Here is a 16,093-nt window from a genome sequence, read left to right as displayed (position 1 = left end):
TATATGTGTTTATTAGCTTGATATTAAGTTAATAATACCATCCTTTTTTTGTACTCATATAAGTTACATTTTGTCAAAATAAATTAGATGCGTTTCCCCTGCCGTATTACTAGATAAAATCTCGATAACTTGATAACGGTCTTTAAGTAAAGTGCCTAGTTTCAAGATATTATTCATAATCTATCATTTAATAATATTAATAATATAGGGACAATTCATGAATTGTCCCTACAAGAGTTTCAAGTTAAGCACATTTAATTATATTCCCTATTCCCTACGAATTAAGTTGTCTGCAAATTGCAAATACGGAAGTGTAACCGTGAAGGAAAGTTCTCTCACTCACAGGTCCGATTTCACCACTACCGAAAAAACCTCCTATGGGGATGTCATGGAAGTAACGCTTAAATAGCTGAGAATCAAAATTAGGCTGACCGTAAAGTCCTGCACCACGTCCAACACAACTAAACATCAAAGCTGCCAAAGGAGAGGATTCACTGCGGTTGTTGTCAAGATATTCTTGTAAAAGCAATTCTAGATCTTCAGCAGAAGCTTGAGCATCCCGCAGGTGAAATTGTAACCTTTGACCAGGACGGACGCGATCGCCAATAGCGATCGCACCAGCTGATGGATCTACACCCAGGAGATTGCGAATTAAAAAATCACCCTGCTGTAAAGAAGGTTTAAACTCATTCATTGCTAAACCAACAAACAGAGAATGCTGTGCCAGCAAACGTTCTTGTTCACTCAGACTACCAATCAAATCTCGCAAAATTACTAAAGGGACTTGCTCATCTAACTCCAAAATAATATTGCGTTCAGCTTTAGTCACACGCAATGGCTGGCCAATCGGTCGGCATCCTTGGGCCACAATTGTTTCCAGCACAATATCACCACTCAAAGCCAAGCCCACCGTCCCCTCACGATAAAGACGATTGTGACAAAATAAAGCGATGCGATCGCTCACAAACCCACCATTAGCTTGTCCACCCACAACTACCGAACCCGGATAAGCAAAATCTAAGCCCTGCAATAAATCATTAGTTCCTGACGAAAACGCACTAGACAATAAGATAAATTGGGGTACTGGTGATGGTGGCACACCGACGACATCAATCCAAGCATCGGGAGAACTATCCAAATCAGGTAATTCTTCAGCCACAACATGAAAAGCCTGGATATTCACCCCTGGAAGATGGGCTAAAGTCAAACTGATAGCTGGTTCTGCTTCGATTTCTTGAGTTTTTCCTAGCTCTGTCCTACCAACTACACCAGCAGCGCTACAACCAATCAGCACAGGTACTGAAAGTTTTTCGGCCAGCAATGGCAATAGTCGGGAATATTCACTTGTAAAAGCAGACGAAATGAACACCAGCCCCAAATCCGCAGGTGCTGTTAAAGATGAGACAGCTTGTTGTACCACATCTGCAACAGCTGCTTCTAAAGAAGGACGGGTTGATAGGGCATTTGCCCACTGCATTTTGTCTGCCATGAGTTCTGGGCTTCTTTCTCTATTGAGGCTAGTAGTTGATGGTTTTATCTAGGGAAGTATTGCATCCGACAAGAGTTGATGCACCAGCCCTTCATCTACCCCCACATCCGGGACGGTGACCGAAGAGGACGCGGAGAGTCAGTCGCCTGTGTCCGACGTTCGACGCAAATGGTTTCCAGCCCCCGACTTGAGTCGTGGAGAAGAAAAAAGACATTCCTTGCTGGAATCCCCTGGCTTAGGTCAACGGTGTCCCCGCGTCCCCGTGTCTCCGTGTCTTCTTCAATTCTTGCCAGATGCATTTAAATATATTGTATGATTGTTTTTCTGTAGTACTGTCCCCACAAAATCTTAAAACATAGAGGAGAACACAGTACAAATGAGGCAATTTGTTGTATTAGTTATGGATTATCAGGCTCAAGTATGAACTGATCAGGTCAGTGGTTAGAATAGTAAGCGATAGAGCAAACACTGTAATTTTTGAATTTTTTCTACACTAGTATAAACAACACATAACGAGACTAAAGCAATGACAAATATCCAAGAAACAGCAAATCCCGATATTCAAGACAAGATCCAGGAAGAAGTTGAACAAGCGCGTGTTGTTTGTGACATTACAGGTAGCAACTCGCCTGAATGTGCTGCGGCTTGGGATGCAGTTGAAGAACTGCAAGCTGAAGCTTCCCACCAGCGTCAACAAAAGCCAAAAAACTCTTTAGAAAAATACTGTGATGCCAATCCCGAAGCCGATGAGTGCCGACTTTACGAAGACTAGAAATTGAGTTAATGCCTTTTCTTTTAGTCTAGTGGGCAAGCAACCACGATCTATTAACTGAATATCTTGCACCTTCCCACCACTCCATATCCATCTCACATCTTCCCTTTACTCATTTTTGAGTGGGGGGAATTTGAAGGAGTTTATGCAGAGGACAAAACCTCAGCCACAACCTTGAAAAAGAAAGCAAAGAAAGCATTTTTTCTCGGTATGCTGAATAGAAAATAGATTGGGCTGAATTCCTAAATTCTTCCTGGTACTATTTTATCTAAGTGCAAAATATCAGCTACAGATTCATGAGTTGCTTGCTTTTTTGCCTTGATTAAACTATCAAATAAAAGATAAATAAATTTTAGATTTATCACCTGACAAACCTGACAAACCTCACACAATTTATGCCACAAATTTGGTTTCGCCCTTACGTTTGGATGGAATATAGATTAGCCTTATTATTTACGGTAATTATTCCCCTGATTCTCCTGATTTGGGCATTTGTACAAAAATCAGAAGCAATACAACGCTTGTTAACGATTTACTGGCGAGTAGCAAGTTTATTGCTAATAACACTTTACTTAATGATTGGTGGATTGGCCGTAAGTTTTCTTTCTGCTTTAATGGCTCGTATTCTCATCCCAATTTCTCTATGGTTCTGGGTTGATATCAATGATGAAATTGAATATCAATCCAGTGGTTTATTGAAATTGATGTTCACATCTTGGCGCTGGGCAACAACTGTTTATTGCATTCTGAGTACAGTAGCTCTTGTACCTTTTGTGGGTTGTGCTTTTTCTGAAAGTTCCCTAAAAAGCTCTTATTGTAGCGTTTGGTTGGAAGCACCATTAATGTTTAAAGATTACTTCCATCACAATAGTAAGCCTGCTTTTCTCAGCTTTCTAGGCATAATTGGTTTAGTAGTTTATGTGGTGTATTTAAGCTACTTTGTGTTGATTAAGCTAGGCAAGCAGGGGCGTTCAGCCACACAGTAAAAAAGATGAAAAATCAAAATTAATTTCAGATGTAAATACTTCCAATGAGCAAATAAGTTACACGGTTTTTGATTGATGAATAATTCCATTGGTAAACGGCTAGAGCAATATACTGTCAAACGCCCTCAAGAAGTCCTAATAGTCACGATCAACATGACTGATGAGCAAGACAAAATTGCAATTTTTAAAGGCTTTTCTAGTTCTTTGATGCGTCCCACTGCCTTTGACCCAGATGTACCTGTTTTACCCGATGAAGCCACAATTCTCGGTATTGACCGCATCGGTAGCCCCTATAATCCTGAATCACCCCGTTATATCGAAAGAGGAATCTCTTGGGAAGCTATGCAAGTCCTATTATCAGAAGTAGGAGTCTAAGTTAGAAATTCAGCTTAATTTTGAATTGTGAATTTTGCTCATGTCCCTTTCTGGATACACCCTTCCCGTTTTTGCTTGTGCTGCTGCTGTTGCCGCTTTACACTGGTTACGTCATGGTCAACCCCTGTCTGTAACTTCAGTGGATTTGATTGAACCGGACGTAATCGCCGAAATACCAATTGAACAGGTAGCAGGACTATCGGAAAATAGCGCTTTGGCAATTACCCGCAGTGATCCGGGTGATAACCTCGATTTGACTAAAAATACGCCGATTTGGGCGTTGGTACAATGGTTCGAGGGAGATGGGGAATCAGTTGTGATTAAGGGTGGTGAGGGAATTGGTAAGCAATTGAATGGTGAAGGGAAAGCCGCAATTTATGGTTATGCTCAAAGGTTGTTAACAGAAAATATGCAGCGATTGCTCAAACCAGGGGAAAAAATCACCGTCACGATTATTTTACCGTTCGGGCGATCGCTTGCCCTGAGAACTTCTAATGCTGCTTTTGGTGTAGTCGAAGGACTTTCGCTTTTAGGAACAACAGGTATTTCTCAACCTTTGAGTACACCAGATCAACTTACCGCTTTCCGTGAGGAGTTACAAGATAAAGCCAGTCGGTTTGAGAATTTAGTCTTCTGTATTGGCGAAAACGGTTTAGATTTAGCGCGAAAGCTAGGGATAAATTCAGAAAAATTAGTAAAAACGGCTAACTGGATCGGACCGATGTTAGTAGAAGCTGATTTGCTAGGAGTGAAAGAAATTTTATTATTTGGCTATCACGGTAAACTGATGAAACTCGCAGGAGGAATTTTTCATACCCATCATCATTTAGCTGATGGTCGACGGGAAATTTTAGCGTCACACTGTGCAATCCTGGGTTTACAGTCTCCAGATATACAAACAGTGTTTCATAGCCCTACTGCGGAAGCAGCATTAAAACACCTGCGATCGCTTGATCATTCTACTGCCAGTAATTGGGTTAATCAAGTTTATGGTAGCCTTGCTGAAACCATTGATACTCGTTGCCAAGAATATATTCACAGCCACAGCGACAGAGGTATGAACACCACAGTCTGTGGTTCAGTTCTTTTTGACCGCGATCGCCAAATTATCGTCAAAAGTAAAACTGGTGGTATGTTAATAGAAAAATTATGTTAACTTATTATGAATTATCATAATCAACCAAATAAATAATTTTTTGGATTACCTACTATAGAGTGATTTGTAGCTTTTAATACCCAACTAGATTTATCGGCTCAACAGGCGCGGCAGCAGTCGCGTCTATCTAGGTTTTTTCTGACCATTACAAGCCTAAAAAGCCGGAAATGGTGATCATGTGAAATTAAACGTAAGTATTCAGGATAGAGAATACATAAGTCAAGACAATAAAGGCTTTTCGAGTCAACTTTGATGATTTTGAGAAAATATAACTTCTCTCTATTCCTGATTTCATAAGCATTCTGACTCCTGACTCCTGACTCCTGAATTCTTACATTAGACCGATTTATCCTTAAAGACACACTCTCGCCATCATGAATACAGCGGTGACTCTACCAACCGAACAAGCACCTCAAACACAATCAAATTTGAGAAAGCTTGATCGCCAAATAATTGTAATTTTAGACTTTGGCTCTCAATATTCTGAACTAATTGCCCGTCGAATTCGCGAAACTCAAGTATATTCTGAAGTTCTTTCCTATCGAACTACAGCTGAACATTTACAACAACTAAATCCCAAAGGAATTATTTTGTCCGGCGGTCCAAATTCAGTATATGGCGATAATGCTCCCCATTGTGACCCAGAAATCTGGAAGTTGGGAATCCCCATCTTAGGTGTGTGCTACGGTATGCAACTGATGGTCAACCAACTCGGTGGAGAAGTCACCAAAGCTGAACGAGGTGAATACGGCAAGGCATCATTATATATAGATGACCCCACAGACTTGCTGACTAATGTTGAAGATGGCACGACCATGTGGATGAGTCATGGCGACTCAGTGACACAAATGCCACCAGGATTTGAATTACTGGCACATACAGAAAATACTCCCTGTGCGGCTATTGCAGACCACGACAAGAAACTTTACGGTGTACAGTTCCATCCTGAAGTCGTACATTCCCAGGGTGGTTTAGCATTAATTCGCAACTTTGTTTATCACATCTGCGACTGCGAACCCACTTGGACAACAGCAGCTTTTGTAGAAGAGTCTATTCGGGAAATTCGCGCTAGAGTCGGTGATAAGCGGGTGCTGTTGGCGCTTTCTGGAGGTGTAGATTCTTCAACTCTGGCATTTTTGTTGTATAAAGCCATTGGTGAACAGCTGACTTGTGTGTTTATTGATCAAGGCTTTATGCGGAAGTTAGAGCCAGAAAGATTGTTGAAGTTGTTCCAAGAACAGTTTCACATTCCAGTAAAATATGTGAATGCGCGCGATCGCTTTATTGCCGCCATTGCCGGTGTCACAGACCCTGAAGAAAAACGCCGCCGCATAGGACATGAATTTATTAGCGTCTTTGAAGAAACATCCAAAGACCTTGGTCATTTTGACTACCTAGCTCAAGGTACATTGTATCCAGATGTAATTGAATCTGCTGATACCAACGTTGATCCCAAAACAGGTGAACGGGTAGCAGTCAAAATCAAGAGTCATCACAATGTTGGTGGTTTACCCAAAGACTTGAGATTTAAACTGGTGGAACCGTTGCGGAAACTCTTTAAAGATGAAGTCCGCAAAGTTGGTCGTTCTATCGGTTTACCAGAAGAAATTGTCCAAAGACAACCTTTCCCAGGGCCTGGTTTAGCAATTCGCATTTTAGGTGAAGTCACTGCCGACAGGTTAAATATTTTACGGGATGCCGATTTGATTGTCCGCCAAGAAATTAATCAGCGTGGCTTGTATCATGAAGTTTGGCAAGCATTCGCTGTATTACTACCGATTCGGAGTGTGGGTGTAATGGGTGATAAACGTACCTATGCTTACCCCATTGTCTTGCGGATTGTCACCAGTGAAGATGGAATGACGGCAGATTGGGCGCGTGTGCCTTATGATGTCCTAGAAGCGATTTCTACCCGCATTGTCAACGAGGTGAAAGGGGTAAACCGCGTGGTTTACGATATCACTTCTAAGCCACCTGGAACTATTGAGTGGGAATGAGATCGTGTCCGGTTGACTACTTATCATTAGAGAACCGCGCTGACCGAAGAGGACGCGGTGAGGGGAAGACGCGGTGACGCGGAGAGATTATCCCCGTGTCCCTCTTTCTCCGTATCCCCGTGTCTTCTTCAAGGGTCGAGTTTTTTGTTAAGCAATTAACCGGACTTGAAATTACAAATCAGAAAATATCCCAAAAATGATGCAAAATCCTCTTTATTTCTGCCCTCCTTGCTATGCGTTTATTGGGATAATTTATTTATTGACAATCCTTATATGCAACGTCTCTACATTCGCTCCTTGCGGGTGAGACATGGGGCTTCTTTTTGTTTCAGCTAAATGACCAGCGATCGCAGTAAAATTACTTTTGGTCTGATGACTGAGGATCAAACAAAAAGCTAATTGAAGATACTTCTTTCTAATTCCCAACACTAATGGAGATATTATGCAAGCTAATCTCCCTCTGACTGGCTTACGCATTCTTGTGGTTGATGATGATGAAGATAGCCGCTTTTACATTTCTATAGTTTTGGAAGCAGATGGAGCTAGTGTTACAGCAGTTTCTTCAGCTGCCTCTGCCATAGAAATACTACCTAAGTTAAAACCTGATGCGTTAGTCTGTGATATAGCGATGCCTCATGAAGATGGTTATACCTTCATTCGTAAAGTGCGATCGCTCAAAGCAGATGAAGGAGGACAAGTTCCTGCTATTGCTCTTACTGCTTATGCAGATAGTGAGGATCGTATCTGTGCCTTAGAAGCTGGCTTTCAAAATCATGTACCTAAACCTGTTGATCCAAGTGAATTAGTGGCAATTATCGCCAATTTAGTCACGCTGAATCAATGTTTAAGTAGTAAATACCACGATCTTTGCTGAAGACTTGGGTTATAGGTTTGGGAATATATTTAGGTTTGTTGGTAGGTTTGTTGGACGTATTACCAGGGGAATTAGGTAAAAAAGATTTTTTTGACTAAAAAATTCGCTCTAAATAATTCTTAAATGCATTTACCAATTTTTTTCTTTTCCTACACTCCACACCCAGCCTAAATAGATCACGAAAGTGGTTTACCGAAAAAATGGGTTTAAAGCCTCTCTGCGAGACGCTACGCGAACGCCCGGAGGCTAATTTTTGATACAACAGTAGAAACAGGCACGGCATTGTTGAGGGGGCGAGATGGTGTACAGACGGGCTATGCCTGCAACTATTGTTTAAACCCAGAATCTCCACCCTTATTGGGCGGGGAGTATGTCAATTCTGGTTCAAAGCTAATGCTTTCAGACTGATATGCTGGCGGTTCAACGTGAATTAAAATTCTGACTGGACTAAAGCGTGCTTCTAACTGCCTTTCTACTTCTTCGGTAATACGGTGAGCAGTTTCTACATCTGGTGCATCTACTATTAAATGCATTTCCATGAAAACTTGGCGGCCAAGAACACCACGAGAGGCGATATCATGGCAGTTAACCACTCCAGGAACAGCAACAACGATCGCATGAATAGCTTCGGGAGCGATCGCCATTTCATCGACTAAAGAAGGCAAATTCTCTTTTAAAACTGACCATCCACTCCAAAATACCAATAAAGCCACAGGAAAGGCTAAGACTACATCTAGCCACTGAAAATTTAACCACCAAATACCAATCAAACCACCAAGTACCGCAATCGTCACCCAAACATCACTCATAGTGTGAGTAGCGTCAGCAATCAAAATTGGGCTACCTATCCGCTTACCTACACCACGTTCATAAAAGGTGACAAAAATATTCACACCTAAGACAATTAGCAATAACCACAATTCCGGTGCTGTTATTTTTACAAGTTCACCACCCTTAAGAATTCGCTCCACTGCTCCTTGCAAAATCTCAAAACAGGCTATTCCTAAAAAAGCCGCAATTCCCAAGGCTCCCACCGCTTCAAATTTGTGGTGTCCATAGGGATGTTCTCGATCTGGATATGGGGAAGAAAACTTACTAGTAAACAATCCTAAAACATTGTTGGCGCTATCTGTCACACTATGCAATGCATCAGCTAACAAACTGAGAGAACCTGTTGAGTACCCCACAAATGCCTTTAATCCCATTACAAACAAATTAAGTAATAGGGTAATAATTAAAACTTTTTGCACTTCGGCACGATGATCGTAAGTCATAGATAATTTATAACATCCATTTCTATGACTTCTACTGTAAAACATAAAGCACAACTCAACACAAATAAAATGTATCAAAGTCTTACTCCATAAGGAATAAGTCTATCGACAGCCGCTAAATTTACTACTAATTTATTGACATTAATTTTAACTAAAATTAGCTACAATCCTGATGTATTTGGGTAGTATAACCATCTACAAAAGACTATTATTATCATTAATAACTCATACCAATTTTGTGTGAGGTTGCATTTATCCGTCTTTATCCGCGTTTATCTGCGTGCATTCGCGTACCTTTCTCTTCTCCTGTCGGAGACACTATGTGAACGAGAGGCTGCGCGTTAGCCATAGCCTCGCTTTTGGCCATACGGGAAGCAAGCTACATCAAAATAATTGCTTCTATCGCTCCCCTTGTGATCAAACATCCTTTTTAAGTATCCATAACCATTGCTGTATATGCAGGGCCGTTTCATTCTAAATTTTGACATTTTATGTATTTACGAGAATACGCCGTTTTAGGCTTCAGGGGTTTTATCTGACGACGGCTAAGAACACCTAAATTCGTTGCTGAAATCTAGAATGAAATAACCCTGGCTGTATATGAGTTTGATCAAAATTAATAGGCGATTCCTAGGTCGCGCTGAATGCAAGGCTTTTCTGTACCCTGTACTCAAAAAGACTGTGATTACGTAGAACTGGATAATTTGGAAAATGTTGGTGCAAGCGATCGCTGGCCAAATCTCTAGGCATTTCTCGGACAACGGTAATACAGAGTTATAAACAACTTTTAAGTGAAGGCTATTTGCAAACAATTATTGATTCTGGTACTACTGGTGCGATCGCATCAACCGCATCCTAAAAGTTTTGGGTTTTCTTAATCCTGAAGATATTGGGTTTCCTTACCTCAAACGCCACTCGTTTCAAGCCGGGAAACCCGTCCACAACGGTGGCTCCCCAACCTACGTAATAACTTAAACTCCTGGTGTACTTCCACCATCAACTTGAATTTCTTCACCAGTAATAGAAGAGGCTAAATCAGAAACTAAAAATAATGGTAAAGAAGTTAGATTCAGGTTAAGTTACGCAACTTTAACATTTTGCTGCATAAGTATTTCTTCAAAAGCTATCACTACTCGTGTATGAAAGCGTTGGCGGTGTTTAAGTTTCCAAACAGGTTGGAGAATTTCTAATCTCTTATTTGGTTTTTTTTGTGGATTGGTAATCTGTACAGCGTGTAAAGTCCCTAATTGTATTTCTTTTTTCACCATTGATTCTGGAAGTGCAGCCGCACCAACACCACTTTCTACAACTGCTTTCACCATTTCACTGGTGTTTAGGTTCAGTACAACATCCAGCTTGTTAGGTTCAATTCCCCAACTTTGTAAGGCTTGCTCAAACATTTGCTGTGCGCCGGAACCAGACTCACGCATTACCCAACTTGTGCTAAATAATTCATCTAAATAAATTTCAGTCAGCTGATACCAAGGGTGAGATTTACCGACCACAATTTGCAAGCGATCGCTTCCTACTTGGTTTTTTTCTAAAGATTGCTGCAATGATGGTTTCATGTCACCTGTTACCAATCCCAAATCATAGATACCTAAAGCAGTTCCCTCACAAATTTCCTCAGCATTTCCTAACTTACAATTTATAAAAATGCCGGGATATAACTGCTTAAATTGGCTAATTTTCTCCGGTAGCCAATAGTTACCAACTGTGAGACTAGCACCGATCTTCAACTCCCCCCGTTGTAGATTATTTAATTCCTTCAAGCCACGTTCTGTTAACTCTACATGATCAAGAATTTTTTGCGCCTCACCCTGTAATAATTTACCAGCGTCTGTAATTTCAATATGACGACCAATGCGATGAAATAATCTCACCCCATATCCTGTTTCCAGGCTTTGGATAGCAGCACTGACTGCGGGTTGAGTGATATAAAGTGCTTCAGCTGCACGGGTAAAGTGCAGCATTTCTGCCACGGCTAAAAAAATTCGCAACTGTTCCAGCGTCATTTTGACTATGTACGAGCTTGTATGGTAGTGATCTTGAACACCTTGGACGTATTATACGGTAAATATAGCGGAAAACAGTAGATAACTGTAAATGTTCTTTATGCGCTCACCAAAATACTTTATTTCAGGCTGAAACTAATTCTATTTTTACCGATAAATCAACCAACCGTGGGGTTAGCACTGCACTTTATCCCTACGATCAATGTGGTTTTCACGGACACACATATTTGATATTTTTTGTCAATGCGTAAATCCTAAAATCATGAATTTCGATAAAAGCAAGTGATTAAAAAACTTAAATTAATCAATAAAAGGAATCAAGTAAAAATCATATAGCGTCTAAGTGACAAATATATTAATGATATAGTCTTATAAAATAAAGATAATTAAATACTAAAAAATTCAATATAGCGGTATGCATTTGAATGAGGTACATCATAGCCCCCTCCTTGCTGGCAAAGAGGAGTTATTGTATCTCACTCAACCGATAATGGCTATAGCTACTTAAGCACATAAATCTTATGAAAATAGAGACAAAAAAATTAGAAGTGAAGAATTTAGAAAAAAAGAAGTATCGTTCAGACCGAGTTCGGGATCACTTAGCAAATGAACGTACTTATCTAGCATGGATGCGGAGTGGTATTGCGCTCATGGGTTTTGGCGTTTTAATTGTGCGGTTGCGGATTTTTTCACCTCCACTAGCGCCACAACCTCCAGGGAATGGTTGGAAGCTAGGTTTAGCTTTTGCTGTGGTGGGGGTGTTGACAGTAATACTTTCAACACAGCATTATTTCGCTGTGCGCCAAGATATTGATGAAGATACTTATCAACCCCCAGATCGTTGGATACTTCTGGCGAGTCTAGCTGTAGTTATTCTGGGGATGGGAGTACTATACTATGTGTTTACAGTTCCTCTAGATTATCTGAATACTTTTATACTGGAATGATTTGGTTAGTTTGAAAATAAAAACCGCAAATTAGATAAGCTTTTGATATTAATGTTTTGCACCAGGCTATTTCTAGTCCTGGTTTTTTAATGTTTAAATTAATAAATTTATTTTATCGTTTTAACAAAAAAGAGTATTTGCTCTTATCTTAGCCAGATTATATTATTGAGTTCATAAGCTACTAAGCTTACCTATTGAAGCAATAAATTAAATCTGCAATTGATGGTAATAGCTTCAACTAGCTTCTGAAATAATTTCGATAAATCACTGAGGAGAAAAACTATGAGTTGGCTAATTGGGACATTACTGATTGGCATATCGGCGGCTTTTGCAACAACGTTCGATGATAACTTATACCTGACAGCTTTTTTTGGCAAAGTAAACCATATGTTTCGTCCCAAGCATATTATTATTGGCGAATTTATGGGGTTTACTACATTAGTAATGGCTAGTCTTCCTGGTTTTTTTGGTGGTTTATTGCTTCCAGAAGCATGGATTGGATTGCTAGGGATTCTCCCAATCATGATTGGTATCAGCCATCTTATGAATCGAGAAGAGGAAGAAGATACTGTACAAGCTGTATCAGTTAACTTTGCTCATTCAGTCAAACATAAGCGTCATGATAAAACATTATTAGCAACGCTCAAAGATCCCCAAACTTATCGTGTTTCTGCGGTAACAATTGCCAATGGTGGAAATAATATTGGTATTTATGTCCCGTTATTTGCCAGCAGTAATGTTCCCAGTCTGGCAGTAATTTTATGTGTTTGCTATTCAAGTATTGGACTATGGTGTTTTCTTTCTTATAACCTGACTCGTAATCCTATCATGGCTTCTGTTATGACTCGATATGGTCGGAAAATCTTTCCTTTTGTATTAATCTATTTGGGTTTATCTATCATGTTTAAAAGTGGAACTCATGAACTTGTACATAATTTAGCAATGCTTTTCTAATAAATTCTTTGTCGTAAACAAAAGCTTCAATTACACACATGAAAATTCTTAAAATATCTTTAATGATTTTAATACTTTTGGTCAATTTAGTAATTGCTGTCCCCCTCTTGGGCAGATGGAACTTCACACTTAAGTGCAAATTCTGACTATTTTATAGCCCACATTCCGCAGTTCAGATTGTAGTATGCGTATTAGTATCGTAAGTAGCGTATACAGGTAGCCATAAATACGTAAGTAAAATAGTAAAAAATATAGACATAATTTATCCTTCGCACAGGTAAATACTTGGGCTATCTAACAATTAGTCATCAATAAGTTTAGTTAATCCTATTTTTATTAAAAGGTAATTTCCAGTTTCATTATTTGCAAATTGTCTAAATCCAACGGATGCGATTTTTGATCCTGCCAAAAAAGCAGCAATTTTTCACCCCATTACCCCATCCAGTAAAATATGTAATTACCAAAAAGTTTTAACCAAAAAGCTCTATGTCTTCTACCCCTCTCACACTGAATCTAGGTGAAGGTTCTGTCTCCTTCAGTTTTTCACCCCAAGCCGCACGAGAATTAAAAGCAGCAATAGACGAATTAATGACAAGTCTGAAAGCTGTTACTGCTAAACCCACTCCAGGTGGTGGTAAAATAACTCACCAACCTCCTTTGGAATATCGCTACACTGGCGAGGTTTTTTTAGAAGTTTTTTGCAATCCTAATATCTGGCCTACTCCCTTTGCGGCTAAAGTTCTGCTCACTGTCCGCAACGTCAACCTTCGCGTAACTACAGAAGCTGAACTCACTCGCGTTATTGAGGATATTAACCAGTACTTAGAGCAAGTGGGATAGGGAATAGGGAACAGGGAACAGAAAGAGATTATTTATGCCTTCTGCCTCCTGCCTCCTGCCTCCTGCCTTCTGACAAAAAATATACTTGTCCAAAGTCATGAACTCTGAACAAGTATAAATAAAGCAATTACTACTTTCAGAGGAAAATGGGTAGGCGTAGCCAATCGTACATATCGTTTGCTGCAAAAGTAGTATAAGTTTAGGCTGTAGGTTTTCTGCTTTCTTGGGAAATTAAAATCAGAGACTATACCGTAGATTTAGCTTCTAGTACTAGGTTATGTCATCCACACATTAAAACTTAACAGCCAAGCCAAAATCTAAAATTTATGCTTGACTAGTCGTTGTCCCATTCTTCCCGACCAATTAAATCACCAATGCGATCGCGCAACAAAAAGTCACATTTCTCTAATTCACATTCAACGCATACCCACTCTCTGGCTGGGATGTATTGGCAGAGTGTATATATTGGTTGCTGACGGCTCAACATTCCCTTTTGCACCAGTTGGCGTGCTTCGTCCTGGATGACATCCAGAGAGTAGTAATTGATAGAAGGCACCGTATTCACACTCATGTTTTTACTCACAAATTTACATTTAGATAGTATTCCCAATATTAATCAGGAACAAAGATGGCAATAATTTAGACCTGTGGCTAGGTTTTGTAGTTTGCTATACGGAACTATTATCATTTTGACGCTACAGACCTATAAATTATCTAAAGAAATATTAAGTTTGTCAAGGAATCATAACATTGATGATAAATAGCCTTCACATTCTGAATACCAGGGTAAGTAGGTTGGCGTTAAAAATTGTCGTTGGGATAAGGCAGGGGGCAGGGAGCTTTCTAGCAGGGGGAGAAAGGGTTTTAGCCTTGTTTACTTTTCTTTACACAGTTTGGTTTTATTGTGCTTACCTGACTTGAAAATCGGGGAAGGTGAAAGGGCTTATTTTCATTCTTCCTGGTGTACGCAGTTCATGATGGCTACTTAGTTAACTTGCCCGGAATCAGAGGCGCACCCATTTGCTCCTGTCATTCATGCCAAGCTGCACTATGGCTAACTCCACCCAGGGCAAACGTACCAGAAGTAGGGCTGCTGACAGTTTAATATTGTGTCTAGTTTTGAGCTTTAGCGTCTCCCTAGAGATATACTTATCATTAAGGTTGACGCGTAGAGTTTTTTTGAGAAGCAATTATCCAGACTGGATATGAACTAAATAAAGACCGTAAAGTCTCTTTGAGCCAGACAGTAATCTGTAATGTTTTCATAAAAAAATAGACCAGCAATTTTTTGCCGGAAATGGGGTATAAACTATTGCAAGTTACAATGGCTAAGTTACACCAGCAAGTTTTATAGCAACCCATCTGTTAACATTTTTTTAACCTATCCTAATCTATTAATGAAATAATTTGGCCGCTACTTATACGAAAAACCTGGTTTGGAGCCAGGTTTCTGGTTATGTAGCTAAGTCAAACACCATACCCAGTATGTGGTCAATTCTCAGCTAATTATTCGGTAACTTCTGGCTCATTTTCATCTGAGAACCCCACTGGACGTTCCTGCTGGAGTTGATTTAATAAACTCAGTACTTTAGTACCTCGTTCTATAGAGCGATCTTCAATAAACAGAACTTCTGGCGTGCGACGTAGCCTTACCCTCGCGCCCAGTTCGCTGCGAACGTAACCCGTAGCTGACTTTAAACCCGCCATTGTTTCAGCCTTAGCTTCCTGAGTCCCATAAATACTGACGAAGATTTTAGCGTGTTGCAAGTCACCGGAAACATCCACATCAGTGACACTTACCATTCCTGTACCCACACGGTCATCCTTAATACCGTTGAGCAGCATTTGGCTAACTTCCCGTTTAATTAATTCAGCAACGCGGGAAACGCGGCGATTTGTAGCCATATAAATTCCGCCTTCTCACAGAGGTTGTACAACATGAATAGATGCTTTTTTTATAGCGGACGTTGCTTGAAGCGGCTAAAGCTCACAACAACAGTCCAAAGGGAGCAACCCCACTGGTGTAGCCCTTGTCTAGATTGTACTCAAACCTAGCATCGCCCGGAGAGTAAGCGTTAAGAAAAACAGACTCCCCATAAAAAAGCCCAAAATAGCAATTAAGGTGATTGGGCGTTTAAAAAGCGGCTTTAATGGCTCAAAGGCATTCAGAAAAAGACCTAAGACGATACTGATCAAGTACCGAGGGTAGCGAAAGACGTTATCCCAAAATCCGTCAAACATTTGAATATAGACTGCCTTGTTATAAAATGTAAGTTTGTTTTCAGGTGCTTATTTAACTTAATTATAATCTATGGTGCTGAAAATCGCGCAATTCATATATAGCAGGTGACTCTTAACAGGTGACAGAGTTGAAAGTCTGTTTTGTCTAGGTTTTCTCATTAGTTCACGTCCTA

15 protein-coding genes are annotated in these 16,093 nt (G+C 40.1%); 9 read left to right on the top strand and 6 right to left on the bottom strand.

Features of this window, described 5'->3' with window-relative positions; all coding sequences use genetic code 11:
* Positions 1 to 274: 274 nt before the first annotated feature.
* Entirely contained in the window at positions 275 to 1,489 is a 1,215-nt protein-coding gene (locus tag H6G59_RS25580) for an FIST signal transduction protein (RefSeq protein WP_190720426.1), read from the bottom strand.
* A gap of 526 nt (positions 1,490 to 2,015) precedes the next feature.
* On the opposite strand from H6G59_RS25580, the gene H6G59_RS25575 reads away from it, so the two are divergent.
* The 6 genes from H6G59_RS25575 (at position 2,016) to H6G59_RS25550 (ending at position 7,649) form a co-directional block, all read left to right on the top strand.
* Positions 2,016 to 2,261 (top strand): Calvin cycle protein CP12, encoded by a 246-nt coding sequence (locus tag H6G59_RS25575; protein WP_190720424.1) that lies wholly within the window; start codon positions 2,016 to 2,018, stop codon positions 2,259 to 2,261.
* 395 nt (positions 2,262 to 2,656) lie between these two features.
* Positions 2,657 to 3,247, top strand: coding sequence for a DUF3177 family protein (locus H6G59_RS25570; RefSeq protein WP_190720420.1), 591 nt, complete (start codon positions 2,657 to 2,659; stop codon positions 3,245 to 3,247).
* A gap of 75 nt (positions 3,248 to 3,322) precedes the next feature.
* A complete protein-coding gene (locus tag H6G59_RS25565) occupies positions 3,323 to 3,622 on the top strand; it encodes a DUF7734 family protein (protein WP_127052421.1) in 300 nt (99 codons plus the stop codon).
* Positions 3,623 to 3,662: 40 nt separating this feature from the next.
* Positions 3,663 to 4,778: a cobalt-precorrin-5B (C(1))-methyltransferase CbiD gene (gene cbiD, locus H6G59_RS25560; protein WP_190720416.1), complete on the top strand. Its 1,116-nt coding sequence runs from the start codon at positions 3,663 to 3,665 to the stop codon at positions 4,776 to 4,778.
* Positions 4,779 to 5,152: 374 nt separating this feature from the next.
* Positions 5,153 to 6,775, top strand: coding sequence for a glutamine-hydrolyzing GMP synthase (gene guaA / locus H6G59_RS25555; protein WP_190720413.1), 1,623 nt, complete (start codon positions 5,153 to 5,155; stop codon positions 6,773 to 6,775).
* A gap of 442 nt (positions 6,776 to 7,217) precedes the next feature.
* Complete coding sequence (locus tag H6G59_RS25550) at positions 7,218 to 7,649, top strand: response regulator (protein ID WP_190720410.1); 432 nt, start codon at positions 7,218 to 7,220, stop codon at positions 7,647 to 7,649.
* Between the two features lie 326 nt (positions 7,650 to 7,975).
* On the opposite strand, the gene cdf31 is transcribed toward H6G59_RS25550, so the two are convergent.
* Complete coding sequence (cdf31, locus tag H6G59_RS25545; RefSeq protein WP_190720407.1) at positions 7,976 to 8,923, bottom strand: CDF family zinc efflux transporter Cdf31; 948 nt, start codon at positions 8,921 to 8,923, stop codon at positions 7,976 to 7,978.
* Positions 8,924 to 10,002: 1,079 nt separating this feature from the next.
* Positions 10,003 to 10,938, bottom strand: a complete 936-nt coding sequence (locus tag H6G59_RS25535) for a LysR substrate-binding domain-containing protein (RefSeq protein WP_190720404.1) — start codon at positions 10,936 to 10,938, stop codon at positions 10,003 to 10,005.
* A gap of 521 nt (positions 10,939 to 11,459) precedes the next feature.
* Here H6G59_RS25535 and H6G59_RS25530 point away from each other — a divergent pair.
* From H6G59_RS25530 to H6G59_RS25520, 3 genes are all read left to right on the top strand, one after another.
* Positions 11,460 to 11,885, top strand: a complete 426-nt coding sequence (locus H6G59_RS25530) for a YidH family protein (protein WP_190720400.1) — start codon at positions 11,460 to 11,462, stop codon at positions 11,883 to 11,885.
* Between the two features lie 282 nt (positions 11,886 to 12,167).
* Positions 12,168 to 12,839, top strand: a complete 672-nt coding sequence (locus H6G59_RS25525) for a cadmium resistance transporter (protein WP_190720397.1) — start codon at positions 12,168 to 12,170, stop codon at positions 12,837 to 12,839.
* A gap of 486 nt (positions 12,840 to 13,325) precedes the next feature.
* Positions 13,326 to 13,679, top strand: a complete 354-nt coding sequence (locus H6G59_RS25520; RefSeq protein WP_190720394.1) for a hypothetical protein — start codon at positions 13,326 to 13,328, stop codon at positions 13,677 to 13,679.
* Between the two features lie 334 nt (positions 13,680 to 14,013).
* Here H6G59_RS25520 and H6G59_RS25515 read toward each other — a convergent pair whose 3' ends face one another.
* From H6G59_RS25515 to H6G59_RS25505, 3 genes are all read right to left on the bottom strand, one after another.
* Entirely contained in the window at positions 14,014 to 14,250 is a 237-nt protein-coding gene (locus tag H6G59_RS25515; RefSeq protein ID WP_016953171.1) for a DUF4327 family protein, read from the bottom strand.
* Between the two features lie 935 nt (positions 14,251 to 15,185).
* The gene (gene rbfA / locus H6G59_RS25510; RefSeq protein ID WP_190720390.1) at positions 15,186 to 15,584 is read right to left on the bottom strand and encodes a 30S ribosome-binding factor RbfA; all 399 of its coding nucleotides are present in this window, start codon (positions 15,582 to 15,584) and stop codon (positions 15,186 to 15,188) included.
* A 129-nt stretch (positions 15,585 to 15,713) separates the two neighbouring features.
* Positions 15,714 to 15,920, bottom strand: coding sequence for a DUF751 family protein (locus tag H6G59_RS25505; protein ID WP_083389686.1), 207 nt, complete (start codon positions 15,918 to 15,920; stop codon positions 15,714 to 15,716).
* Positions 15,921 to 16,093: the final 173 nt, after the last annotated feature.

The sequence above is a fragment of the Anabaena lutea FACHB-196 genome (assembly GCF_014698305.1).
GTDB classification, from domain to species: Bacteria; Cyanobacteriota; Cyanobacteriia; order Cyanobacteriales; family Nostocaceae; genus Anabaena; species Anabaena lutea.
The sequence above is the reverse complement of the archived record's forward strand: the minus strand, read 5'-3'. Positions and strand labels throughout refer to the sequence as shown.